This is a genomic window from Laspinema olomoucense D3b, from assembly GCF_025370785.1.
Lineage (GTDB): Bacteria > Cyanobacteriota > Cyanobacteriia > Cyanobacteriales > Laspinemataceae > Laspinema > Laspinema olomoucense.
Map to the genome: position 1 here is coordinate 69,093 of NZ_JAMXFA010000009.1, position 24,694 is coordinate 93,786.

At 48.8% G+C, this 24,694-nt stretch carries 20 protein-coding genes; 8 read left to right on the plus strand and 12 right to left on the minus strand.

Going from position 1 to position 24,694, the window contains the following annotated elements:
- Nucleotides 1–160: 160 nt before the first annotated feature.
- Nucleotides 161–961 carry a Uma2 family endonuclease gene (locus tag NG792_RS08830; protein WP_261199729.1) on the plus strand — a complete coding sequence of 267 codons (801 nt, stop codon included), beginning with the start codon at nt 161–163 and terminating at the stop codon, nt 959–961.
- 59 nt (nt 962–1,020) lie between these two features.
- On the opposite strand, the gene opcA is transcribed toward NG792_RS08830, so the two are convergent.
- The 7 genes from opcA to NG792_RS08865 form a co-directional block, all read right to left on the minus strand.
- A complete protein-coding gene (gene opcA / locus NG792_RS08835; RefSeq protein ID WP_261199728.1) occupies nt 1,021–2,349 on the minus strand; it encodes a glucose-6-phosphate dehydrogenase assembly protein OpcA in 1,329 nt (442 codons plus the stop codon).
- Between the two features lie 136 nt (nt 2,350–2,485).
- Nucleotides 2,486–4,015, minus strand: a complete 1,530-nt coding sequence (gene zwf / locus NG792_RS08840) for a glucose-6-phosphate dehydrogenase (protein WP_261235228.1) — start codon at nt 4,013–4,015, stop codon at nt 2,486–2,488.
- 158 nt (nt 4,016–4,173) lie between these two features.
- The gene (gene tal, locus NG792_RS08845; RefSeq protein ID WP_261235229.1) at nt 4,174–5,316 is read right to left on the minus strand and encodes a transaldolase; all 1,143 of its coding nucleotides are present in this window, start codon (nt 5,314–5,316) and stop codon (nt 4,174–4,176) included.
- A 173-nt stretch (nt 5,317–5,489) separates the two neighbouring features.
- Nucleotides 5,490–6,560, minus strand: coding sequence for a class 1 fructose-bisphosphatase (fbp, locus tag NG792_RS08850; RefSeq protein WP_261199725.1), 1,071 nt, complete (start codon nt 6,558–6,560; stop codon nt 5,490–5,492).
- 538 nt (nt 6,561–7,098) lie between these two features.
- Nucleotides 7,099–7,320 (minus strand): ssl0294 family protein, encoded by a 222-nt coding sequence (locus NG792_RS08855; RefSeq protein ID WP_261199724.1) that lies wholly within the window; start codon nt 7,318–7,320, stop codon nt 7,099–7,101.
- A 239-nt stretch (nt 7,321–7,559) separates the two neighbouring features.
- Complete coding sequence (gene nrdJ, locus NG792_RS08860) at nt 7,560–8,642, minus strand: ribonucleoside-triphosphate reductase, adenosylcobalamin-dependent (RefSeq protein ID WP_317618879.1); 1,083 nt, start codon at nt 8,640–8,642, stop codon at nt 7,560–7,562.
- Between the two features lie 236 nt (nt 8,643–8,878).
- Complete coding sequence (locus NG792_RS08865; protein WP_261199723.1) at nt 8,879–11,290, minus strand: LAGLIDADG family homing endonuclease; 2,412 nt, start codon at nt 11,288–11,290, stop codon at nt 8,879–8,881.
- Nucleotides 11,291–11,741: 451 nt separating this feature from the next.
- Between NG792_RS08865 and NG792_RS08870 the strand changes: the two genes are divergently transcribed.
- From NG792_RS08870 to hpsU, 6 genes are all read left to right on the plus strand, one after another.
- Nucleotides 11,742–12,872 (plus strand): ABC transporter ATP-binding protein, encoded by a 1,131-nt coding sequence (locus tag NG792_RS08870; protein ID WP_261199789.1) that lies wholly within the window; start codon nt 11,742–11,744, stop codon nt 12,870–12,872.
- 77 nt (nt 12,873–12,949) lie between these two features.
- Nucleotides 12,950–13,357 carry a hypothetical protein gene (locus NG792_RS08875; protein WP_261235230.1) on the plus strand — a complete coding sequence of 136 codons (408 nt, stop codon included), beginning with the start codon at nt 12,950–12,952 and terminating at the stop codon, nt 13,355–13,357.
- Between the two features lie 70 nt (nt 13,358–13,427).
- The gene (locus NG792_RS08880; protein WP_261199721.1) at nt 13,428–14,558 is read left to right on the plus strand and encodes an ABC transporter substrate-binding protein; all 1,131 of its coding nucleotides are present in this window, start codon (nt 13,428–13,430) and stop codon (nt 14,556–14,558) included.
- 223 nt (nt 14,559–14,781) lie between these two features.
- Nucleotides 14,782–15,708, plus strand: coding sequence for an ABC transporter permease (locus NG792_RS08885; protein WP_261199720.1), 927 nt, complete (start codon nt 14,782–14,784; stop codon nt 15,706–15,708).
- Nucleotides 15,709–15,770: 62 nt separating this feature from the next.
- Nucleotides 15,771–16,607, plus strand: a complete 837-nt coding sequence (locus NG792_RS08890; protein WP_261199719.1) for an ABC transporter permease — start codon at nt 15,771–15,773, stop codon at nt 16,605–16,607.
- A gap of 176 nt (nt 16,608–16,783) precedes the next feature.
- The gene (hpsU, locus tag NG792_RS08895; RefSeq protein WP_261235231.1) at nt 16,784–17,440 is read left to right on the plus strand and encodes a hormogonium polysaccharide biosynthesis acetyltransferase HpsU; all 657 of its coding nucleotides are present in this window, start codon (nt 16,784–16,786) and stop codon (nt 17,438–17,440) included.
- A gap of 101 nt (nt 17,441–17,541) precedes the next feature.
- Here the strand turns inward: hpsU and NG792_RS08900 are convergent, their stop codons facing one another.
- Nucleotides 17,542–19,029, minus strand: coding sequence for a proton extrusion protein PcxA (locus tag NG792_RS08900; protein ID WP_261199717.1), 1,488 nt, complete (start codon nt 19,027–19,029; stop codon nt 17,542–17,544).
- Between the two features lie 310 nt (nt 19,030–19,339).
- Between NG792_RS08900 and NG792_RS08905 the strand changes: the two genes are divergently transcribed.
- Nucleotides 19,340–21,577, plus strand: a complete 2,238-nt coding sequence (locus NG792_RS08905; RefSeq protein ID WP_261199716.1) for a recombinase family protein — start codon at nt 19,340–19,342, stop codon at nt 21,575–21,577.
- 338 nt (nt 21,578–21,915) lie between these two features.
- Here the strand turns inward: NG792_RS08905 and NG792_RS08910 are convergent, their stop codons facing one another.
- The 4 genes from NG792_RS08910 to yqeK form a co-directional block, all read right to left on the minus strand.
- Entirely contained in the window at nt 21,916–22,869 is a 954-nt protein-coding gene (locus tag NG792_RS08910; protein ID WP_261199715.1) for an asparaginase, read from the minus strand.
- Between the two features lie 108 nt (nt 22,870–22,977).
- The gene (locus NG792_RS08915) at nt 22,978–23,478 is read right to left on the minus strand and encodes a CGLD27 family protein (RefSeq protein WP_261199714.1); all 501 of its coding nucleotides are present in this window, start codon (nt 23,476–23,478) and stop codon (nt 22,978–22,980) included.
- A 15-nt stretch (nt 23,479–23,493) separates the two neighbouring features.
- The gene (rsfS, locus tag NG792_RS08920) at nt 23,494–23,928 is read right to left on the minus strand and encodes a ribosome silencing factor (RefSeq protein WP_261199713.1); all 435 of its coding nucleotides are present in this window, start codon (nt 23,926–23,928) and stop codon (nt 23,494–23,496) included.
- A gap of 147 nt (nt 23,929–24,075) precedes the next feature.
- A complete protein-coding gene (gene yqeK / locus NG792_RS08925) occupies nt 24,076–24,693 on the minus strand; it encodes a bis(5'-nucleosyl)-tetraphosphatase (symmetrical) YqeK (protein WP_317619498.1) in 618 nt (205 codons plus the stop codon).
- Nucleotide 24,694: the final 1 nt, after the last annotated feature.

Here is a 24,694-nt window from a genome sequence, read left to right on the forward strand (position 1 = left end):
TCATTGGATAAAATTTACTTTAGGCTCCTTTGCGCTTAATGCTGAGGCGATTTGTCCTTGGTCATTTGTCCTTAGTCATTGGTCCTTGGATAAAATTTACTATAGCCTACTTTGCGCTTAACGCTACAATAAATTTAGCAATTCAGTGGAGTAGAGTGCCATGTCTGCCGAGGCGATCGCAGAAACCATAAACCCCGTCCCAGAGGCAGTTGAGTGGGAACCCCCCATGCCTCCTACGGACCTAATTTTTGATGACGGAGAACCCTTGGAAAGTAATCGACACCGCATAGCAATGAATGCCCTGATTGACTCAGTGCCTGCCCTATTCCCGGACCGCCATGATTATTTTATGGGCGGGAATATGTTTATTTATTACAGCAGTAAACAAGCGAAAAATCGAGATTTCAGAGGACCGGATTTCTTTGCGGTTTTGGATGTAGAACCGGGCGATCGCCTCGGATGGGTCGTTTGGGAGGAAGAGGGGCGTTACCCCGATGTGATTGTAGAATTGACCTCCCCCAGTACCCGAAAAATTGACCTGGGACCGAAAAAAGACCTCTATGAACGGGTATTCCGAACTCGGGATTATTTCGTTTATGACCCCTATAATCCCAATTCTTTGCAAGGTTGGCACTTGGACGCCAATCACAAGTATCAACCCCTTGAACCCGATGAACGGGGATGGTTGTGGTGCGAAACTCTCGGGGCATGGCTGGGAAATTGGGAGGGAACTCTAACGCAAGTTTCTATCACTTGGTTACGCTTTTATCATCCCGATGGAACTCTAGCTTTGTTACCCCACGAAGCAGCACAACAGCAAGCTGAATTGGCAAAACAAGAAGCTGAATCGGCTCAACAGCAAGCTGAATTGGCTCAACAGCAAGCTGAATTGGCTCAATCTAAGGCCGATCGCCTTGCTGCAAAATTACGAGAAATGGGAGTTGATCCCGATCAGTTGTAGGGGAAAAATAGAGGGGCGATCGCCTTCTTACAAACTGGCGATCGCCCCACAACATCCGATTACTGGCGTAACTTGAGAATCTCGGTCGTCACCGCCAGACTTTCTTCATAAAGCATATCGCGACCCCAGCGCTGAAGTTGTTGCCCCAGGAGGTATTCAGCCTTTTGGTCTGTTAACGGGGTCACCTGTTCGGTGCGGCAGTTTTGAGCGCTACCGCCGGACTCCATCCGCATACAGCCGGTGGTTTCCGAACAGAGAATCGTGCAGCAATTGGCCTCACTATTGGTAGAAGTGAGACGCAAGCCCACCATATCCCCCGTAATCTCACCCCAATCTGCTGTAGGAATGGCGGCTAACTCCGCTTCTACGGTGCGATCGCCTGGACCTTTGAAGGAGACCCGGCGAATATCATAATCGCCGCCCTCGTCCTCGTAAGACAACGGTTGCCAATTGAGGCGAGAAGCGAGCCAACCCAGGAACATCAGCGCTTGAGAGGCATTTCCCTTTTCATAGTCAATCGTCACGCGATCAAGTTCCACCAAGGAAGCGCGACGTTCCGGGGGGTCAAAAGCCGCAGCAGCCAACTCTTGCCAGGAGGTGAGGCGATGCCAATTCAAGTCCGCCATATAGGTTTCGGCATCGATGAGCTTTTGCATCTTCAGAAACTCGGACTCGGGGTCACTAAAGTAAGACGAGTCCATAATCATGCAATTGCAGGATTCCGAGAGCTTTTGGAACAACTCCTGTTCGGGATTAGGGGTTGCCTTCCACCAGACAAATTTCGGCAAGGACGGAATCATCAGAGACACCACCAAGTCCCCGACTCGTTGCAGTGCTTGCTTCGTACCGCGTAAGGTGATGTACTCACAGCAAATTAACCGGCTGGAGTTGCTTTTTTGCAGGGGACAATAGGCGGAAACCTGAGCGGTGACCCCTTCATCTTCACCGAGGACGGGACAGAGGGTGATAATGCGGCAGGGATTTTGAGCGGCGATCGCCTCGCTGATGCTGAACCCTCGGGCATTGGGATTGGTGACTTTCTGGAGCTCGGGCGGCATCTTATCATACTCTTCCCGCAGCCTGATCAAGGTTTCTGGGTCAATGCGCCCTGTAACTCTGATTCCGTAAGCGATTTGAGCTTCCTGAACCGCTTCCTTGGTCAGTGCTCCGTAAATGCCATCAATTGGCCCTTCGTAAAAGCCTAAAGCCCCCAGCAATTGCTGGAATTCTTCGGGCTCATACACCACCATACTAAAGGTTGCGGCGCGGGTGGCAATACTAGCAGCCCTGCCGCCATTTTCCGAGAGCCAGATTCGACCCAGTTCTGACTCAATCTCATCGAGGGAAATATCTTTCGGTTGTTGGAGCGCAACAATTGGAGTAGCCATATTAATTTAATTGTTGAGTGTTGAGTAGTGATTGTGGATGAGAAGGATGAAGGATGAGGGTTTTGAGTCCTGTGTTTTCTGATCTGTTCCGGGCTCCCTCTTGCTGATTCGCCCTCATCCTTGCATCCTTCAAACGTTACAACCTGCGCCAGCGGTGATTGTGACGATTGAGTAGCATCTCTGCTTCCACAGGACCCCAAGTCCCGGCTTCATAAAGGGCGATCGCCTTGGGATCCGAAGGAGCATCCCAAACTTGCAGCAAGGGAGTTAGGACACGCCAAGACTCCTCCACTTCATCCCCTCGGGTAAACAGAGTTTGGTCCCCTAACATACAGTCTATCAATAACCGACTGTAGGCATCCGTGTTGGCCTGACCGAAGGTGGTATCGTAGCGAAAATCCATATCCACCGATCGCGTCCGCAAAGAGTTCCCCGGCGTTTTTACCTCAAAACGCATCGAAATCCCCTCATTCGGTTGAATCCGCATCGCCAACACATTGGGATTCGCCTGTTTTGCAGCAGACTGGAACATCAAAAATGGCACTTCCCGGAACTGAATCGCAATTTCGGTCACCTTTTTCGGCATCCGTTTGCCGGTTCTCATGTAGAATGGCACGCCTTTCCAGCGCCAGTTATCGATATAAAGCTTGAGCCCGGCATAAGTCGGCGTCGTCGAGTTCTCGTTAACCCCTTCCTCTTCGCGATAGCCTGGAACCTGCTTCCCTTTCATCCATCCGGAAGTGTACTGACCCCGAGTGGCAGACAGGTTCAAATTTTCAATATCCGCCAGGTGAGTCGCTTGTAGGACTTTTACCTTTTCATTACGGATACTATCGGCATCCAGGGAGTTTGGCGCTTCCATTGCGGTCAGGGTAAACAGTTGCATCAGGTGGTTTTGCACCATATCCCGCAGCGCGCCTGATGATTCATAATACCCAGCCCGTCCTTCTAAACCGACGGTTTCGGCGACGGTGATTTGAACACAATCGACAAACTGCCGATTCCACAGGGGTTCAAAAATGGCATTGGCAAAGCGAAACACGAGCAGATTCTGGACCGTTTCCTTGCCTAAGTAGTGGTCAATCCGGTAAACCTGCTTTTCTGAGCAGACTTTTTGGACCACTTGGTTGAGGATCTGTGCCGTACCCAGATCGTGACCAAAGGGCTTTTCAATGACTAGGCGTTGTTTGTCGCGATCGCCTAGCATTCCCGCACCCCCAAGTTGCTCGATCGCTTCAGCGAAAAAGCGCGGTGCCACACTCAGGTAAAACACGCGGTTCCCCCGAGTGCCGCGTTTTTCATCGAGTTCACCCAGAAAGGCTTTGAGTTTCTGGTAACTTTCTGATTTATCGATGTCGCCTGGACAATAGAACAGTCCATTGGCAAAGTCGTCCCAGAGCGCTTCAGAACCAATCCCGTTGCCAAATTCTTCAACTCCTTGGCGGCAATGATCTCGGAAAAACTCATGACTCCATTGACTGCGGGAGACCCCGACAATCGTTAGTTGCGAAGGGAGTTTACGTTCCAGTTTCATTTGATAGATTGCCGGAACGAGCTTTCTCTGGGTCAGGTCCCCGGAGGCACCGAAGATAATCAAAATCTGTGGTTCGGGAATCCGATCTTGTTGGAGTCCCACGCGCAGGGGGTTTTCTAATAGCGTTACCATCTGGTTTGATGCATAGGTTAGAGGTTAGTACAGAGAAATTAAGAACGATCGCAATATGGACATATCCATCTTTGATCTCTTGCTCTGGGTCGAAAAAGGAGCTGGAGGGGCAGAAAAATGGGTAACGGAGTGATGCCGTACCCATTTTCCCCTCCTGACTAGGCGGGAGCCAGTTGTTTGACTTTGCTTTCCAGGGAACTCATCAGAGACTCGAAGGGTTGAATGAATTTATCAATGCCTTCGTCTAACAGTTCTGCCATGATTTGATCCAAGTCGATGCCCAACTCAGCCAAGTTTTCGATCAGGTGGTAGGCTTGATCAACATCGGTTTCGATGCGGCTGGCGACATCGCAATGATCGGCACAGGCTTCAATGGTTGCTGGGGGTAGGGTGTTGACCGTATCGGGTCCAATCAGTTCATCAACGTAGATGACGTCACTGTAGTTGGGATTTTTGCTGCTGGTGGAGGCCCAGAGTAACCGTTGGGGGTTGGCTCCTTTGGCGGCGAGGGCTTGCCAGCGATCGCTGTTGATGATTTCTTTGTATTTTTGATAGGCAATCTTGGCATTGGCGATCGCCACCTTCCCTTTGATTTGCTCCAGTCGGGCCTTTTCTTGCAGCTCCGTTATGTGCTTGAGTTTTTCATCAATTGCCTCATCAATTTTCACATCAATTCGGCTGATAAAGAAACTGGCAACTGAAGAAATCTTGCTCACATCTTCACCCGCCTGCACTCGTGCTTCTAGCCCGCGAATGTAAGCCCAGGCCGTCTCTACATAACTGTCTACGGAAAATAGCAACGTCACATTAACGTTGATCCCTTCAGCAATGACTTTTTCAACCGCCTCTAACCCCTGGGAAGTCCCGGGAATCTTCACCATCACATTTTCCCGTTCAATTTCCTTGTAGTAGCGCTTGGCTTCTGCAAGAGTTTTTTCAGCATCCAAAGCGAGGTTCGGCGGCACTTCAATACTGACATAGCCATCTAACCCCTCAGTTTCATCATAAATCGCCCGAAAATGATCGCAGGCATTGCGAATATCTTCAAACACTAAAGATTCATAAATTTTCTCCACCGATTGGTTAGCTTTGATGCCAGCTTCGATATCTGAATCGTAAATTGCATTTCCGACAATGGCTTTTTCAAAAATTGACGGATTAGAGGTCAGTCCCCGCAATCCTCGGGTTTCAATCAGGGTTTTCAGTTCCCCGGACTTGATGAGATCACGGTTCAAATTATCCATCCAGATACTTTGACCATATTCTTGTTCAATTTTTTGGAGTAAGGGATTAATTGCCATAAGTTTTATCTCGTTGGGTTTAGACTAGACTACAGGGTATCATTGTGAATGTTTTTAAAGCGGATGATGACTATCCGTGGTATGAAAGTCCCTCATTTCACGCTTAGGTTTTAGCTTATCTTTGAATTGGGGTAAAAGGTAAGGGTTGATCGCCGAACTGTGTCATCAAATCATCATGAATGAGTAGCGATCGCGGGGTTCTTCTCATGCTTGCGATCGTCAATGAAGGATTTGACGAGTGCCACATCATCTTTACTGCCAATAATCACCGGGGTACGGGTATGAAGTTGATCCGGCACCACATCTAAGATATCCTGAGTTCCGGTACTGGCTTGTCCCCCAGCTTGCTCTATCAAAAAAGCTAGGGGTGCGGTTTCATAAAGCAGGCGCAATTTACCCTCGGGTTTTTTAATGGTTCCAGGATACATGAACACGCCCCCTTCATGCAGGATCCGGTGAAAGTCCCCCACTAAAGCCCCACTATAACGAGCGGTATAGCCTTCGTGCCGATGAACATAGCGGATATAGTCGCGGATCGATTCATCCCACTGCCAGAAGTTGCCTTCATTCACACTGTAAACCGCACCATGCTCAGGGACCTGAATATTTTGATTCGACAGGATAAACTCTCCCAGACTGGGATCCAGAGTGAAGGAATGAACCCCCGTCCCAATGGAATATACCAGCATGGTACTGGGTCCATAGAGGATATAGCCTGCAGCGAGTTGCTTGCGTCCACTTTGCAGCAAATCTAGGGCTTCCCCATTTTCATCATTTCCTTCTTGTTGGCGAATCGAGAAGATAGACCCGATATTCAGGTTGCTATCGATATTGGAGGAGCCGTCAATCGGGTCATAAAGCAGGGTATAACGCCCAATGGGGCAGTTTTCCGGGATGTAGTAGGGTTTCTCCATTTCCTCCGATGCCAAGCGACAAACTAAGCCACTTTGCTTGAAAACGGAGATAAACACCTCATTGGCATAGACATCCATGCGTTTGACGCTTTCTCCCTGAACATTAATGTCGCCACTAAACCCCAGAACCCCTTCCACTAACCCAGCGCGACTCAACCGGCGGGAAATTAGCTTTGCTGCTAGAGCGATCCGGCTCATCAACGCGCTGAGGTCCTGAGCATCGGCAGAAAAGCTCTGCAGTTGCTGCAAAACGTGCCTGGATAGGGTTGTACAGTCGCGATCGAGCAATTGAGTCGGCTCAAGCGGATTTTTTGTTATTTCATCCTTCATCGTTGTTGTCTACCTTTGAAGTGGTTTTACTGGAACGACTGGATCGGTTAGCGGGTTGGTTTTGCCCAGTCGCCCTTTCCTTTCCATCTTAAAGAAGCATTTTCAGCAACGCAGGTTAACTGTAGGGGAACTATAGAAAACGCAACATTTTCTTAAGCATTTGTACTGTTTTCCCCGGAAAAGTCGGAATCCAGCATAAAATTGACTCTAAGTCAGTTAACCCAGCTACAAACTCAATTAAAATTTTAGCTGGGGTCATGATTGGGTCATTACCCATCCCAGGTACAAGCCTCAAAACTGTCATTCCCCTGTCGATAACCAATTTAGCGACAAAAATATAGAATTTTCTTCACTATAAAAAGGGAGCGAGACTCCCATTTTTTCGGATAATTCTAATAGTTATAAAATTAATATAATCCAGCTTTTCAAATTAATTAATGTTCTTTAAAACTTCAAAAAAATCTAAATCAAGGGAAACATTTTTAATAAAAAAAAGGGACTGCTCAAAGCTGATGCAGTCCCAGACCAACAAAATCGGCTAGTCAATGGAAATAGATTGAGGACGATTGTTGTAACCGCCACTGCCATTATTATTCCCGGTAGAAGAACCTGTGGGGGAGGCTCCTTGTTGTTCCAGCCAGCTTTTCACCGGGTCATCGGAGAGATTGAGTTGGAACACCCCGGAGAAAAACCCGCCTAAAAAGGCAACAGGATGTTCGGTTATTTCTTTAAAAATTGGACTCAGTTCATCTAAAAACATGGATGTCTCCTTTGGCGGCCAATGCAGTCAGAGGTAGGATCCCCCCAGGATTGCACTATCCTGGGGAGATTGCCTACTGCTGGTATCCTAGCGCGTTTGACACTGGAGTAGGCGTCGGCATCCCGAACCCCGGGATTAACCTGGGGGACCAGAAAGGGGGTTTCTAACGGAGAGTTTACGCTAGTTGCGCTTGTTTTCAGCTAGAAACCCCGTTTCTAATCGTTACCGACTCCGAGGGCCTAGGAGGGATTTTTTTCCGGTAATAGGCACTTATCGGAATCGCAACCGGCAGGTCCAGCTTCTGCTAATTCACCGAGGTCATAGCGCTGGAGTGCGTTTTTGAAATCATCGGTTTTGCGACGAACTAAGACCTCTGCACTGAGGCGATCGTACTCAGCTTTATCAATGGGTTCAAAGGGGAGACGGGGGAATGATTGGCGATCGTCAAATCGAGCGAGTAGGGCGGCAGAAATGTAGCCTTCATCGTTTTGAATGGCCTCATAAATCCGCGTACCTAATAGCTCAATTTCTGATTCTCGAACTTCCACTGTTGCCGAGGTGTTATGGGTAACATAGTGGCTTTGAACGTTCATGTAGAAGTCCATTTGAGCTAAGGCACTAAATTGACTAATATCAATTTCATCGGCACCGGGTAAATCGGCCCAACTGACAGCGATGGGAATTTCCACCAACCATTCTGAACAACGCGGGTCAAAGGGATCATTGAGTAGATTCCCGTTTTCATCCTTGTCCGATTGTCCGGGAATTACACTGTAACCGTAGTCGATACAAGCCAAGGCTACGGGGTCGTTTTTTCCGAAGGTAATTCGGCGAATAAACCGCTGGGCTTTGGGGGGATGCCAACCGGGAGATGCGCCGGTTAGTAAAGATTTTGTCCCGGAAGGTTGCACGGTGGTGCAACGATTGGGACGGCGCAATCCGTGGCGATCGCAATAATCCCACACCTGAGCATGAACAATATCACGCCAGCGCGTCAAATAGGCTTCTTCTTGACGCTTAAATTCGATTCCTTCTGGAGTTGCCGGACGACCTTGTTCCCACCAGCGCAACCAATCCACACCAAAGGCATGAACGAAGAAATCAAACAATCCGGTAAAGGAAACGCCGACAATGGGGTCGATTTCCCGGCTGTATTGATAGCGGGGTTCGAGGAATTTATGATTCAACAAGGTGGCCACGGATAAAGCACCAGCGGCAAAAGCATCTGCTTGCTCGCGATCGTTTTGGGGGTCAATTTGATTGAGATGGACCTCAGAAAGGTTACAGTGAAAGTCTGCACCAATAATTTCCAGGGTTGTTATCCTAAAGGCTTTTTATCCTTTAGTTCTTATCCTTGAATTCGGATAAGCTCGGCGTACATTTTCAGCAGTGAACTCTAGTGGAACTGCTGTCAGGCACTCTTGGGATGATTATAGTCTCTTAGGCGAGTTTCACATCCTACGCTCTACGGTGGCAGATGCTTTTAAACTATCTGCTTACCTCGGTATTCCCTTCTCAGGGTTTACCGATTTTGCCCGATTTTTAACGTGAGGCAAAATTACTTACCACACGGGTTTAATCCAACGCGGGATAACCGATGTTCTAACTCTGGTTGAGAGATTTCGGGATAGCGATCGCCTATCCATTGCTTCCCTTTGCCTTGGTTATAGGCTTTCAGAAAATCCCGTTTACTCTCGCGATCGAGCATTAAATCGCAACTGGCTCGGGCAACAGCTTCACCGGCCCATTGAATAGCTCCTTCCCCAGAATAATATTGTTGACGCACCGCCTCAATACATTCCTTGACGGTGGGTTTATGATGAAAAACCCTGGTGTGATTTGCCATTCTTAAAGCATCTCTTTCTGGGTCGATTCGCCAGTTTCCGGCCTCATCTTGTTGCCATAAATTCATCTTGGCATTGGCAAACAATTCATCATCGCTGGCGCTTTGGCGCATCCCGGCACTGTTAGAAACCAGAATGCCCTCACAGACAAACTCATGAACTGTCGCTACCTCAATGTCATAAGTAGGACAACAGCGAACATCAAAATCAACCTGTTCAACTTTGATAGGAACGAGGTCGGTTGCTTCTGGAATGTAACGTTTTAACGTTAGCGGAACCATTTGCTTTTGATTCCCGCCCCAATGATACTGGTAAGTATTGACCAATGGGCGAACCATGTTAACGGGGAAGCCGTGTTCCTTAAATGACTTCGGACGGTTCTTTTTCTGGGTAGCAAATTGAATTGAATAATTAGAGAAGGTAGATTGAACAGCGCTAAACGCTTTTTCTCCTACCGTGACTAATTCACCTTCCCATTTTCCGGTTCGTTTGCGAATGGCACTACACATCCGAACAGTAATGCCTAGAGAGGCATAAAGGGCCTGGACCTGCTGTAGAAATTTCTGCTGGGAGGAAGCGACGAGCACCCCTTGGCTATGACAACCATCCGCATCGGCGAGTCCTGCTAAAAAGGAAGCGCGAATATCAATAGTTCCTAAGAGAATGCAGTCCGGAATAACCAAGGGTTGGAAAGGTTGCTTAAACTGCTTGAGATACAGGTTTAAGGCAGAGGAGTTAAATTGCAGTTCATACGCCTTGATCTGGCATTGCTCAGGGGTTCGGAGAGTGTAGGTATCTAAGCCAAACTCCCGAGCAACAGCAGTTAATCGGTCCAAGATAGCCGGACTATCTTCGTGAACTCGGAACCGGACTCGTGAACCATCCGAAGCAACAGAACCATCCCCCTGTAAATATCCCAAAAAGTAGGCTACATCAGTAGTCAAAGCTGGGATTTGGATGGGCTTTGCTGCTTTGTGAATTTGCCCTCGAAACTCGGGGAGTTCGGTTGCAGTACCCGGAATAGCTTGAGGTACAAAGATGAGGCGATCGCCTTCTTTCAAATCCTTAGCCTTGACCATCTTGTAATTGCCGTAGATATCAGTCAGTACGGCTACTTTATGGTCAGGGGTACAGTCTAAGATGCCATCCTGGGTCCGAATGCGGCAGAGGGATTGCTCTCCTTGTACAAAAAAGTTGGTGACTGGGTAAAACCCTTTACTGGTTAAAACGCGATCGCCAATCCGCACTTTAGCAATCGGAACTAAGCCTGATTCTGTATGTACTAAAGCATCTTCAGGCAAACATCGGCGGATATTTCCTGCCACAATCGTAGACGCCGCTTCATCAATCAATAAGCAGCATTCGACTGAATTTAATTGACGTCCAATTGCTTTATTTAAAATTAAAGCAACTCGCTTATAAAGGTCAGTTAATTTAACTGGATTAGCAACGCCTCCAAACCCTTTGAGCGGTTCTCCGGCTGGACGAATATCGCACAGATCCACGATGACTTCAACGGTTGAATCAAAGCGCTCATCGGTGGAGAGTTCTAGGAGGGTTTGATAAGATTGGACCCAACCAATCCGGGAGTCTCCGACATTCAGGAGGACCCGATCGCCATCGTAAGTTACCTCCGTTTCTTGGCGACGGCGATCGCGCGGGGTCGTGCCAATTTCACCTTGGAGGGTGATCTGAAGTCGGTTGCGAATCTTCGGCAACTGATTGATATATTGAGGTTCGAGGACTGCGCCGGTGCCACATCCCATCATCGCAAGGCCCATTAATAATCCAAAGGCTCGCCAATCGTGGATATTTGTCGAGGAACAGTTATAGGCCCCAGAAAAGTTTTCCGGGCGTTCGATCCAGTCCGTGCCCCCCACCCACAACCAGCGACCCGAGGAGAGGGTTTTGAGTTGTTTCTGCATCTGGGTGAGGAGTGCCACCTCGTCGGAGTTGAGATTGCCGAGTTTCTCTAATCCAGCAATGGTGCGATCGCAGACTTGATCCCAAGTTTCCCGTCCGTCATCCTGGCGGCGGCTGTAAGTCCTAAAAAACACCGGATTCGCTGCCGGTGCGGTTTCGGGAAAATCGCTGTGGTGGCGCGTGCGTTCCAATTCTCGAACCATAAGTCAATCTCTTCTCGTATCCGCGTATAGCTGTAGATCAAGACTATACGCCATCTTAGATTTAGTGGTCAAAGGTTGTTAATTTTTAATATTTGCGCTATGCCTAGGGTCTTATGTCTTATGTCTTTGGTCCTTGGTCCTTGGTCCTTGGTTGATGGGGGAGATGGGGGAGTTGTAGGGTGGGCAATGCCCACCTAGATTTGGTGGGCATTGCCCACCCTACAATTGCTGGTCCCTTGACAAATGACCAATGACAAATGACCAATGACAAATGACCAATGACAAAAAAGGAGAAATATTAACCTAAATGCGGAATGTGGATAGAATAAACCAAAGCCAGATTTCTGCGAGGGATTCTCCTGTTCCCGAAGGGGAGGCTTAATCCAGGGAGAGGCTACGCGGAGGACTGGTTCAATCTACATAAGGGGCATCACCGCCGAGAATCGCCATGATGTTTCAATCTGCTACGACGCACCAAAGCGCTGCCACGGGTTACGATACCCTCCTTGACGTTGAACTTCGCAAAGTTTTTAAGGTGTTTGAGGGGGAAACTGCGGTCCGGGGTGTCGATCTTGACATTAATCGAGGAGAATTTTTTAGTATCCTCGGTCCTTCTGGCTGTGGGAAAACGACGACCCTAAGATTGATCGGGGGCTTTGAGACGCCTTCTGCGGGAGAGGTCCTGATTCGGGGTAAGTCCATGAATCAGGTTCCAGCTTATCAGCGCCCAGTGAATACGGTGTTTCAGAGTTATGCGCTGTTCAATCATCAGTCTATTGCTGAAAATATTGCGTTTGGGTTGCGAATCAAACGCTGTGGAAAAAGTGAAATTGAGGAACGGGTCAAAGAAGCGCTGAAATTGGTCAAAATGGAGTCTTACGCTAATCGCTATCCCTCTCAGCTCTCGGGAGGTCAACAGCAACGGGTGGCTCTGGCACGGGCGCTGGTGAATCGTCCAGCGGTTGTGTTGTTGGATGAACCGTTAGGGGCGTTGGACCTGAAGTTGAGGAAACAGATGCAGGTTGAATTATCAACGTTGCATCGGGATTTGGGGTTGACTTTTGTGATGGTGACTCATGACCAGGAGGAGGCCCTATCTTTGTCGGACCGGATTGCTGTGATGCATGAGGGCCGAATTGAGCAAATCGGGACCCCGAGTGAAATTTATGAGCGTCCCCGATCGCCGTTTGTGGCGGATTTTATTGGAGAAACCAATTTACTGCCCGGACGGATTGAAGGGAGCGATCGCACCTCTCTGGCGATTCGTACAGGGACGGGATTAAAAATTGTGGTGGAACCAACGGAACCCTGGAGTGGTAACGCATCAGGGGCGATCGTCAGTGTTCGACCGGAAAAAATTAATTTGAGTCTCTATCCGCCAGAGGTGGAGGTAAACTGCTTTGAGGGACGGCTCAAAACAGTCATGTATTTGGGAACCCATGTTCAGTATGTGGTGGAACTGCTCTCGGGGGATGAAATGGCGGTCTTGCAACCGAATACGGGAACGAGCTTACCAGATCCTGAGACGCCGATCTATACCTACTGGCTGCCTACAGATTGTATTGCCTTGGCTGCGGCTTAGGCGACAATTGCCGGGGTGCGCTACGCTTTCACCTGTGGATGCGAGCGCTTGTTTGTACCATGTGGACGGACATCTATATGAATCTAGCGAGTGTAAATCAATTTTTAGAGGAGATAGAATCCCACTGTCCCAAGAATGCCATTCTTACCTTTCTCGGAAGTGATGGCGAATCGTTCGTGGTTGACCTCCAGCGCCAGGGCGATCTCGTCAATTATGGGTATCAATGGGGACTCAAGGAATTGCTGATTAGCAAGTTGCTGTTTAAAACTCAGCCCGTGGCTTCCCTGATTCTCCGGTCATTTTTACCTGAAATTGACGAACTGACCCACCTTCCCATTAAAGAACTTCGGGGTTATGTCCTGAAATGGCAGGGTTCTGAACTGGAATATGAAAAACTCTCCCCCGAATTAATGTTTGCTTGTCAAAATACTGATGCGGAAACGGGAAATCCTCTCCCTTTAGAAACGTCGCTTCGGTATTGTTAATTAATCTGAATCTTGGTCATCACACCACTTTGTCAAAATAGTGCGGATTCCGAAACCCCAAAAATATAGAATGAGCAGTGCTACACCGACCCGACGTCAGTTTTTAAAACAGTCTGCGGCGGCACTTTCTGGTCTGGCGCTATCGAGTTGTGGCTGGACTCTAGGCGGCCAACCGAGTCCGGAGATAGATGAAGATACTCCCACTTTGGCGGTGGACTCAACTGCTGCTAATGAACTGTTTATCTACACTTGGGCTGACTATACCGATGGAGATTTGCTCAGAAGTTTTACAGAGCAAACGGGTATCCGAGTGATTGTCGATATTTATGACTCTAATGAGGCGATGTTGGCAAAGATGCAGGCGGGCGGAGGGAGTTCTTACAGTATCATCTATCCCTCAGATTATATGGTGGGACGGATGGTCGAACTTCAACTGCTTAGACCCTTGGAGCGATCGCAGATTCAAGGGCTAGATAATTTGTTTGAGAAGTTCCAAGACCCGGAATATGACCGGGGAAATCGCTACAGTGTCCCGTTTACCTGGGGGACAACTGGACTGATTTATAATTCGGCTAAACTCTCGACGCCTCCCGATGATTGGGAGTATCTCTGGACTCATCAGAGGGACCTCTCTCGACGGTTAACTTTAATGAATGATGTGCGGGAGGTGTTGGGTGCGGGACTGCGATCGCTCGGTTATTCCTACAATTCTACGGATCCTGCCCAACTTCATGCCGCCTATGAACACTTGGTCAATCTGAAGCCAGCGATCGCTAATTTTACTACCGATGGCTGGCGGGATTTGATTTTGGCTGGGGATTTGGAAATGGCAATGGGTTTTTCTTTTGATGCACTCTCCGTCTCGGACGAAAATCCAGATTTGGAATATGTAGTCCCCATGAGTGGCAGTTCATTATGGACCGATACGATGGTCATTCCCAGAAATGCACCCAATGTTCAAGGCGCTTATGCTTGGATTAATTTTATGTTCCAACCCCAAGTGACAGCGGATTTAATTGAACGACTCTATTTTGCTACTCCGAATCGCGCCGCTTATAATTTGCTGTCCCAGGAACTCCGAGAAAATCCGACTTTATTTCCTTCGGAGTCGGTTTTAGAACGGTGTCAAGGTATTCTCCCCCTCGGCACTGACAAGGAAAAAGAATATGCTCGCTATTGGATTAGATTAAAGAGTGTTTAAATAAGCCATGAATTCCCCATTAGAAAAAGGGAATAAAAATGCTTAGTATTCATCGAAATTGGGGTCAAAATGTTCTTATTTGTTCTGATTTTTTAACTTAACCCCTCCATCTATTCAAAACGAACTGAGTTTTTAAGTTAGCTTAGTTTTCCTGACCCTGTATCCGAAAAAGCTCTAACCGATCGCGATTTAAATTCTGGTCTGTCCCCCTATTACTCTTCCCATGACTGTATCGCCCAGTAAGCCGAAAAACGAATCTAAAATCGGAAAACGCACCCTACCGGAGTGGCTGGGACCCCTGGCTTTACTCGGTCCTGCCGGAGTCTGGTTATTCCTGTTGTTGGTCCTGCCAACGGTGGTGATTTTTCAACTGAGTTTAGTACCGGGAATTCAACCGGGCGATCGCGTGATTCCCTCGGGACTGGATAATTTCTGTCTCGTTTTGGGATTTGAAAATTGCCGATTCGCGGACTTTGACCCGGTATTTCTCCAAACCATCGGGCGATCGCTCTTTTTTGCCACCGGCACTACAGTGATTTGTCTCCTATTAGGATTTCCCGTTGCCTATTGGTTAGCGGTAGATACCCCAAAACGCTGGCGAACTTTACTCTTACTCGCCTTCGTTTTGCCCCTTTGGACCTCATCCCTGCTGCGTTCCTACGCCTGGAAAACGATTTTGCGTCCCACAGGTGTCCTCAACTCACTGTTAGGAGTTGTAGGAATCCCTCCCTTAGATTTACTGCATCAAAGTTCTGCTGTATTCATCGGCATGAGTTACAGTTTCCTTCCCTACATGGTGTTAATTCTTTACGCATCATTAGAAAAGCTGGATAAACGTTTATTAGAAGCCGCCGCCGATTTGGGGGCCAATCCCATTGAAGTGTTTTGGAAAGTGACAGTCCCTCAAACCTTATCGGGAATTGCTGCTGGTTCTTTGCTTGTTTTTATTAGCGGTTTAGGGGATTTCGTGAATCCTGAATTGCTGGGGGGGGCTTCCAGTATGACCGTTTCTCGGTTAATTTATGATCAATTCTTAGGAGTGGCACGAGACTGGGGATTTGGTTCAGCCCTGAGTATGGTATTAATTCTAGCGGTGAGTTTGGCGATCGCCGCCTTAATTCGTTTTGGCGAAGCCACCCCTAAAAAATAAGAGTTTAACCCATCTAAAGGGTGCATTATCAAGTCTAAGTAATGCTTGCGTGGTGAAATTGCATGACAGAAACAAGGCTCAAACAGGAGGATATTCCGGTAGATATGTTAAAAAGCCAGAGTCGAATTAATATCTCTTGGCAGATAGCATTTGCCGGATCAATGTTTTTTTTCATGTACCTCCCCATTTTGGTACTGGCCTTTTACAGTTTTAATGAGTCTCGCTATAGTGCGAGTTGGGAAGGATTTACCTTAAAATGGTATTTCACCCTATTTCAGGATGAAGCCATTTTAAAAGCCCTAAAAAATAGTTTAATTGTGGGGTTTTCAGCAATTATTGTGGCAGCGATTGTCGGGACCTTAATGGCGGTTGGGCTATCCCGATATCGATTTCGGGGGAAGAGTTTGTATTTGGGCGTATCCTATTTACCGTTAATCATCCCGGATATTGCGATCGCCGTGGCTACTCTCGTCTTTTTAGCCGCCGTCCAAATTAACCTCAGCATTTGGACCATTATCGCCGCCCATATTGTCTTCTGTCTTGCCTATATTGGGTTAGTCGTCTCTACTCGCCTCAGTGACTTAGACCCCCACCTAGAAGAAGCTGCCCTAGATTTGGGGGCGACTCCCGTTCAGTCTTTTTTACAAGTATTACTGCCGCAATTGATGCCGGGAATCGTCTCCGGTTGTCTGTTAGCCTTTGTCCTGAGTTTAGATGATTTATTAATTGCTTCATTCACCTCCGGGGGTGGCGCAGTGACGCTCCCGATGGAAATTTTTGGACGGATTAGAACCGGGGTGAAGCCGGATATTAATGCCTTGAGTGTCGTGTTAATTTTGACCTCCGGGGCGATCGCTTTTCTAGGAGAATTCATCCGCTCTCGCAGTGAAAAGAAGTAACCTATCCTGGTTACTTGGCTTCAGCCAAGTAATGCCCCCTTGGAGGCTCTGCCTCCAGTCCAATCTCCTCGTCCCTCGTTACTTGTTGCTGTGCAGGCGCTTAAGCCGCAAAATGCCCGTGTCACGGCAGAGCCATAACACGAGAAATAATTTCCCTTAACCTGAGCTTCAATCTGATGAGTGACTCTCCAGACCCTGCTAATTCTGAACCCAGTCCCCTCCCTGGCAAGACTCCCACAGTACCAGAGCCGGTGCTGGATACACCCTCCTGGGTAGACTTACGCCGCTATGATCAGTCATGGTTCGATCGCGGTAAGTCCAGCGGTTTTATCTTGCTCTGGTGGTTGGTGCAAGGGGTCGCTTTCCCCTTAAGTCCTCATTTTGCCCACGGATTTCGCCGCTGGTTGTTGCGGCGATTTGGTGCAGAAATTGGGACTGGGGTGCTGATTCGTCCCACAGCGCGATTTACCTACCCTTGGAAAATCGCGATCGGGGATTACTCCTGGATTGGGGATGATGTGGTTTTATATAGTCTCGATCGCATTTGGATCGGGCAGCATTGCGTAATTTCCCAAAGAAGCTACCTCTGTACCGGCAGTCATCGTCTCGACGACCCTACCTTTAACCTAGAAACTGCTCCTGTAGAAATTGGTAACGGGGTATGGGTTGCCGCAGACTGTTTTATCGCCCCTGGGGTGAAAATTGGCTCCAATGCGGCGATCGGTGCGCGCAGTAGTGTGTTTAGCAATATGCCAGAGGGTCAAATTTGCTTTGGCAGTCCCTGCCGTCCCCACTATTCCCGGAAGGTTGAGGAACAACCGACTCAGGAGTGAGAAACCGGGTTTTTTTCCCAATCTTGGCAAATTGAACTAAATCTTGCCATCAACCCGGTTTCTGGTCCTGGGTAAATCCTTGTAGAAACCGGGTTTATGGTTTACTCATTCATATTTCGATAAGTGGCAACCGCAGAGGGGGAAATGCGGTTCAGATACCGGAAAATCCAGTATTTAAAAACCGTATCCAGGATGACTGGGAAGGTGGCAATAAATAGATAAATAAAGCCCCGACTTTCCGGGAGTCCCAGATGGCGAGAAATCCCTTCCAGGACGATTTCCCAGCCATGAGGGGAGTGAAATCCCACGAAAATATCAGTAAATAAGATAATGATGAAAGCTTTGGCACTGTCGCTCAAGCCATAAACGATATCATCAATAAATGATTTCAGGCTTTCAATTTCCCGTTCGCTCTTATAGATGACTAAGCCAAAGGCAACGAAGGAAAATAAATCAGAAAAAATATTTTTTATCGCATCACTACTGCGATAGGTGTAGCGTTTGGCGACTTCTAAGGCTTTGAGTTTGGTTTGCTGTTCCACATCTTCTTTTGATAAATGCTCGGGAATTTTGCCGATAAATTTGAGTTGTTCTTTCTCCGGTCCTTCTAAACTTTCGAGTTGGGTCGCTAGGAGTTCTTCAAATTCCAGCATTTCATGGAATTGAGTTAATTCCCTTAAGGCTTCTTCTTTCATATCGACATTGAGAAAAATTTCGGCTCGGTTTCCAATGAGCCGGTCACAAATTGGACCTACAACAAAGTTTTTGGCAACTTGTTGGGTGAGCAAGGGAATTAAAATTAACAGTAAAATAAATTTGATGGAAACAATGGTTTTGGTTTTAGACTGACGAAATTCTTGGACGACTTCATCTTCCGCTTTGGGGTCCAATTCTCGCTTGAGGCGATCGAGGGTTCTTAAAATTGAGCGGGGTAAGAAGCTGGTTTGTCCGGCAAGAGAGCCGATATCTTTGGGTTCGGCTGGGGAGTTGGGAATCGTCTCTTCGAGGATGGGGGAGGGCTGTTTTTTGCCCTTTAAACGGCCTGATTGGGGAACTTCTAAGGGGTAGGAAGGGGCGGCTTCCCCTAAAGTGCGAGTCGTACTCAACTCAGAGGCAGTGGGTTGCACTGGCTTACGGGTATATTTGGCGGTGACTTCATCAATAAAACTGAGTTTATCTAGAATCAAAGATTGAGAGGGTTGAGATAAACTGAACTCTGGGGGTGAGATTCGATTATCTTCGGAAGATACGACCCGCACCGGGATGGAGCCATCAAAAGGCCGATCGCCTAATTTGGATTGTTTGTAAATCTCTACAAATGACCGGCTATTCCTAAATTCTCTTAATCGGAGTTTGATAATGCTTAAATTGCGTTTTAAATCCGATTCATAAGCCAAAAACACCGCTTCCCCATAGTTAGCGTTTTGTCGGAAAATCGGCTGACTATTAAAATATTTTTTTTCAATTTCTTCAATATTAAGGGCTGCTTGATAGGCGAGTTCCAGAGAACGCTCGGGGGTTGCGAGCAGCCATTGTTTCGCGGAGGTAAAAAACCCGGATTGATTAGAAGAATATTTATGTTTTTTCATAACCCTCCTTTACTCGAACCAATGGATCACGATTGGACAAGGACTGACTCGAACTATTCCGGTGTAAACCCTTTTTCTGACTCCAGTTGAGGCAGATTTCCCCGGAATGCACCGGGAGTTTACATCAGGCACGATGCTGTTGTAGACCCGAGAGTTTACCGATTCTTTTGCCAAGAGGCAAGGCGATCGCCCCACTATCCGCAACCCTTGAGGTACTATCCCCTCGGGCAAAACGCAATAATGAAACTATACACCTCACACAAGCAACTTACAGTGGTCGTATGTTAACAAATTTGGTGGAGGATTAGGAGTGGGTACAGCATCAATTTGGATCGTCGGATCGACTGGCAGTGGCAAGACGGGTCGTCTGGTTCAGGAGTTGTGCAACTGGGTTGACTCGAATCGCGACCCAAACACCCCTCCCCTGAATCACAACTGGACTGCTGCTGCTGAGTCCAACGCCGGGACCGGGCGACGGGGAGGCAGGCAGAAACCAGATATTTTAATCTCTCAAACAATAGCGCGATCGCTCCGGTTGGGACAAGATGAACCCCCCTTGCTCGTCTTTGCTGCAACCGGAGACGATCGCATTCCCTTAACCGATCGCATCATCCATGCCACCTCCGGACGCTATCCCCTTGATTCCTCTACCCCCCTCGCCTTTTTCCAGCGGGAAGTCCTGCTGTTTTGGCCCCTCCTAATTCAACAACTCCATCTCAGGGCCGAGTTTCCCCTGCGAGTGCGCCCAGAAACTGAGCAGGAGTTAGCAACCCGCCTATGGAGAGATGAGTTAGACTCTGGACGCTTGCGCCAAGAGGGAGTCAGCGAATATCGCCTAGTCCGCAGGACCTTGGACTTGTTGCAACTGGCGGCCTCCAGTGGCAGACGCCTGGAAGATATTCCGGTAATTTTACAGGAAGGAATTGACGATCCGTCAGGGGATCTAGACCTCTGGGACTGCATGGGGGAAGTGTTGCTCAAGTGGCGCAGGTGGTGTCTACAACGAGGGTTACTCACCTATGGGATTATCACCGAATTGTATTGGCGGCATTTACTCCCGAATCCCACCTACCGCAGTCATTTAATCCGGCGCTATCCCGCAGTCTTTGCCGATGATGTGGATGAGTATCCCAAAATTGTCCGAGATTTGTTTGAGGTCCTGCTGGATGCGGGAATTCCTGGCGTTTTTACCTACAATCCCAAGGGGTCTGTACGTCAGGGATTAGGGGCAGATCCCGATTATTTGGCCCGGTTAGCATTCCGTTGTGAACAACAGCAGTTGCGGGTCACTAGCGGATTGGCGGGGACGTTGGGGAAAATGGCCCTACAGGTGATGGAAGACCCGACGGTGTATTTAGAGGAAATGGAGGAGAGTGGATTGTCCCTGCCGGTGGGGTCGATTCAAACCACTGCCCGATCGCAACTGTTGCGCGAAACCGGGGAGGCGATCGCCCATGCAGTCCATACCGGCAAGGTTAAACCGTCGGAAATTGCCGTAATTGCTCCCGGTTTAGATGCGATCGCCCGCTATAGTCTCCAGTCCATCCTCACCAGCAAAGGAATCCCAGTCCAATCCCTCAACGAACAACGTCCCCTCGCCACCGTCCCCGTGATTCGCGCCTTACTCACCCTCTTAGCCCTCGTGTATCCCGGCCTCGGACGCCTCGTAGACCGGGATAGCGTCGCTGAAATGCTCGTTGTCCTCAGTCGTCGTCCCAACTGGGAATCCCTGAAAGAGACGGAGGAAGGTACGAACCTCCTCCATCCGGCATCTTTTTTGATTGACCCCGTACGCGCTGGGTTATTGGTGGATCATTGCTATTCTCCCGCCACGGAACAGCCGAAATTGTTACCCGTGACGGCATTTCCCCGCTGGGACCGTTTGGGATATCGGGCAACCACGGTTTATCAGGAGATTTTGGACTGGATTGACAAGAGGCGATCGCAGCTAACCAGTCCCATCGCCTTACTCAACTCGGCAATTCAAGAATTTTTAGGCCGTTCCAGCAGTTTACCTGGAGACCAAATTGCCGCCCTTCGCGAGTTAATGGAAACCGCCCAACATTATTGGGAGGTGGATGGACGGTTGCGCCGTTGTGGGGAACAGGATGCGCCGGATTATGTAACTGTGGGTCAATTTATCCAACTGCTTCGCAAAGGCACAATTACCGCAAATCCTTTCCCGGTGAGTGCCTTGGGTGCAAAACCCAATTCGGTCACCCTGGCGACGATTTTCCAATATCGGGCGGCGCGACAGTTTCACCGTTGGCATTTTTGGTTAGATATTGGTTCACCGTTATGGTCTCGCGGAGGTGCAGCGAGTTTGTTTGCAGCGCCGCTATTCTTACAAAGTTGGTCCGGTGACCCTTGGACGCAGGAGGAGGAAATTCGCAATGATGAGGACCGATTGCAGCGGATTGTTCTGGATTTATTAGGGAGAGTAGGCGATCGCGTCATTCTCTGTCACAGTGATTTAGCCACCAATGGTCAAGAACAAACCGGGCCTTTATTATCGGTCTTAAATGCTTGGGTTCCTTTGGAAGAGTAGATTTCTCCATTCCCCGTTCAACGTCCCCCCTTCAGGGGTTTCCGGGTTTCTGGGCGGAAAGATAACGCCTGAAGGCGTTATACCAAATCCGGTTGGTAAAAGTCGATTTTCTCTTTTAGCCCGCGCAGGCGGGCTTCGTCCCTGTAGACCCACCCTTGAGGGTGTGGGTTTTTACAGACCTATCCCAACCGGATTCCGTATTACTACGAACTAAGAGAAGATAACGCCTGAAGGCGTTACTACGAACAAAAGAAAAAAATACTTTTCCCTGTTTGTAGTAACGCCTTCAGGCGTTTCTTGATTTCCTGCGTCAACGGATTAATAAAACAATCCCGGACCTAAAGCATGGACAATTCCCCTAAAACATCGAGACGCTTATAGGGATTGAGGGTGATATGGGTTTCCGAGAGGGTCTCGGCGATCGCGGGATCAATCCAACCCAATTGCTTCAGCAGGTGAATCGCCACGGCGTGTTTGGCCCGTTTGCTGCCATCCATGACTTTGATGGCTAAACCCATGCCTTCTCCTTCTCGTCCGATGCACAGAACGCCTTCGGCACCGCCTTTGCTGACCAGTTCCCCTTCGCTTAAGCGCATCAGTTCGGTATCGAACTCGCCAGGTCCCGAAATCAAGGCGGGATGATGGGTCATGGCCCGCACGATGCGCTCCATATCGACGTTATTCCCCGAACACAAATGGGCGTAAAGGGAGGCCATCTGCCCTAATTCCATCAGATAGGTGGGTGCGCCACAGTCATCCCTTGCACTGATGAACTCTTCGGCAGGCATTCGCAGCAATTCAGCGATTTTGCTGATAATCAAGCGCTGCACCGGGTGATTTTTCTGGGTATAGGTTTCCAGGGGAAAATTGCGCTGCTTGCAGACGGCTAACATTCCGGCGTGTTTACCAGAACAGTTATGGCTCAGGGGGCTGTCTTTGCCTGGGGGGGTGGGACAGTGCAGGGCGGTGGTATCGACGTCACACCGCCAGAGGACGTTAAAGGCTTGCCGCGCCTGTTCGATGGTTCCTTTGTGGGAACTGCAAATAATGGCGAGGTCGCGATCGTTAAGACCGAAGCGTTCTAGGGTGCCGGTGGTGGTCACTGCTAGGGCTTGAAAGGGTTTGAGGGCGCTGCGGACGAAGGCGGTGGTTTCTGAGTTACCGGCAACGGACAGAACCCGCCCTCGGTTGTCACAAACGACGGCCTGGACGTGATGGACTGATTCAATAATTCCTTCGCGCAGCAAGCGGACTTCCAGGGCTGCGGCTGCGGTACGTTTTCCCATTGTCATGGGTTAAATATTATGCCTTTATATTGGATAGAATGGGTCACTGTTCAGGGTCAGGCGGTTCTAGGTCTTGGGTAGGACGCGGAACGAACTGCCCTGGTACTGCCTTGTTTATACCAAATTCCACACGATCGCACCGCTGAGGACCAATAAACCGAGGATGGCAAAGGTTCGATGCAGGCGATCGAGGATGGGTTGGATTTGATGGCGGACGACGAGGCGATCGCGAGTTAAGATCTCCGGGGTTTTGGGCCAGGTTTGACCATCGTACCAGCCGGACTCTTCATAGAAGATGGTGGCATTGAAGAGGCGATCGCGCACATACCGCCACCCAAAGTAGAGTCTCAAGAGCACCAAGGTCAAAATCAATCCGCCACCCCCGGTACTCCCGAGGATAAACTGACCCAACTCCTTGGCGGGCGGAAAACTTGCGGCTGCCACGGGAGCACAGACTGCGACTGACAGTCCCAGAATCCAGGCCATTTTACTCAGATAGCCTTTGATATCACGGGTCGCCCAGCTAAAAAAACAGGACTCCTGAAGCTCTTGATATTCATTGAGCGGTTGCCAATCGGGAGGTACTGGGCAGGCAGACACAGACGGAACCCTCATCTCTAAGCTCGTTAATTATTGTGCACCGTTGAGTTCGGCACTCAGGTCTAGGCGTTCGCCATGTCCCCAAAATGCCTCTAAATTGTAATATTCTCGTTCGGTGGGCATCAAGATATGTACGATCACGTCGCCATAGTCTTGAACTAGCCAACTGCCATGATACTGGCCTTCGACTCGCCGGGGAACCCGTTGACATTCTTGTTCGGCTTGATGGGTCATCGCATCGGAAATGGCCCGGACCTGCACTCGGGAATAGCCGGTGACGATAATAAAATAGTCGGCGAGATAGGAGACTTCCGACACGCGCAACACGATGAGATCCCCGCCTTTGCGGTCATCTGCGGCCCTGGCGATGGCAACGGCTAAACGGTAGCTTTCAGAGTCGGTGGCGGTTTGAGCGTTTTCTCGGGTTAAAGCGGTAGTCGATTGAACCGGGGAAGAATCTGTCATTCACTCTCCATTAGTTGTAGAAGTTTTGGGCGGGTTTAGTTGTTTATCTGGGAATTTTTACTCAATTTTTTCTCAAAAGGCCGATCATCTCAAGGCTGAGAGTCTATATCGGATTTAATGAGATTTTTGAGTTCATGCTAACAAATTTTAGGCGCTAATGCGATCGCTTGCAGATGCACTTGGGGTCCCATGCTGTTCTTTGCTCTGTTGCATCGCCCAATTGCGGGTTAATATCGTCCGGGGATGAATCATCCGTTGATGTTCAACGAGGTGGCGGATGCAGTAGTCCCCCGTCCGCCACACTGCTGCTACAAGATTTTCAAAGCACATTTGCCGCAACCCTACGAGTTCGGCGCTAGTCCCTCGTCCTGGTTCTAAGGTATCGGCCACATAAACCACACAACTGAGTGGGCTCATTTGTGGATTGCCTAGGGTATGATTGCGAATTGCCTCTAAAATTTCTTCGTCTTTTACTCCAAACTCATCTCTAGCAACAATCGCACTCACATCGGCGTGTAACAAATGGGGTTCCCCGGCTAAGATTTCATCTAGTTCTAAGCCTTCAGTTTGAGCCATTTGCAACAATCGCTGGGGTTTGAAATATTTGGCTAAATCATGCATTAACCCGGCTTGTTTTGCTTTTTCAACATCCAGTTGATGATGTTCTGCCAGTTCGCTACAGAATTGTTCAACTCGCAAAATATGTTGCAGTCGCGGCGGAGTCACGTGATGTTCTAACCAGGTTAAGATGCGATCGCGCATCATG

What these genes read in the sequence shown, in the direction of transcription:
- NG792_RS08830 (WP_261199729.1), top strand. Translation starts at nt 161, where the DNA reads ATGTCTGCCGAGGCGATCGCAGAAACCATAAACCCCGTCCCAGAGGCA.
- opcA (WP_261199728.1), bottom strand. Translation starts at nt 2,349, where the DNA reads ATGGCTACTCCAATTGTTGCGCTCCAACAACCGAAAGATATTTCCCTC.
- zwf (WP_261235228.1), bottom strand. Translation starts at nt 4,015, where the DNA reads ATGGTAACGCTATTAGAAAACCCCCTGCGCGTGGGACTCCAACAAGAT.
- tal (WP_261235229.1), bottom strand. Translation starts at nt 5,316, where the DNA reads ATGGCAATTAATCCCTTACTCCAAAAAATTGAACAAGAATATGGTCAA.
- fbp (WP_261199725.1), bottom strand. Translation starts at nt 6,560, where the DNA reads ATGAAGGATGAAATAACAAAAAATCCGCTTGAGCCGACTCAATTGCTC.
- NG792_RS08855 (WP_261199724.1), bottom strand. Translation starts at nt 7,320, where the DNA reads ATGTTTTTAGATGAACTGAGTCCAATTTTTAAAGAAATAACCGAACAT.
- NG792_RS08865 (WP_261199723.1), bottom strand. Translation starts at nt 11,290, where the DNA reads ATGGTTCGAGAATTGGAACGCACGCGCCACCACAGCGATTTTCCCGAA.
- NG792_RS08870 (WP_261199789.1), top strand. Translation starts at nt 11,742, where the DNA reads ATGTTTCAATCTGCTACGACGCACCAAAGCGCTGCCACGGGTTACGAT.
- NG792_RS08875 (WP_261235230.1), top strand. Translation starts at nt 12,950, where the DNA reads ATGAATCTAGCGAGTGTAAATCAATTTTTAGAGGAGATAGAATCCCAC.
- NG792_RS08880 (WP_261199721.1), top strand. Translation starts at nt 13,428, where the DNA reads ATGAGCAGTGCTACACCGACCCGACGTCAGTTTTTAAAACAGTCTGCG.
- NG792_RS08885 (WP_261199720.1), top strand. Translation starts at nt 14,782, where the DNA reads ATGACTGTATCGCCCAGTAAGCCGAAAAACGAATCTAAAATCGGAAAA.
- NG792_RS08890 (WP_261199719.1), top strand. Translation starts at nt 15,771, where the DNA reads ATGACAGAAACAAGGCTCAAACAGGAGGATATTCCGGTAGATATGTTA.
- hpsU (WP_261235231.1), top strand. Translation starts at nt 16,784, where the DNA reads ATGAGTGACTCTCCAGACCCTGCTAATTCTGAACCCAGTCCCCTCCCT.
- NG792_RS08900 (WP_261199717.1), bottom strand. Translation starts at nt 19,029, where the DNA reads ATGAAAAAACATAAATATTCTTCTAATCAATCCGGGTTTTTTACCTCC.
- NG792_RS08910 (WP_261199715.1), bottom strand. Translation starts at nt 22,869, where the DNA reads ATGACAATGGGAAAACGTACCGCAGCCGCAGCCCTGGAAGTCCGCTTG.
- NG792_RS08915 (WP_261199714.1), bottom strand. Translation starts at nt 23,478, where the DNA reads ATGAGGGTTCCGTCTGTGTCTGCCTGCCCAGTACCTCCCGATTGGCAA.
- rsfS (WP_261199713.1), bottom strand. Translation starts at nt 23,928, where the DNA reads ATGACAGATTCTTCCCCGGTTCAATCGACTACCGCTTTAACCCGAGAA.
- yqeK (WP_317619498.1), bottom strand. Translation starts at nt 24,693, where the DNA reads ATGATGCGCGATCGCATCTTAACCTGGTTAGAACATCACGTGACTCCG.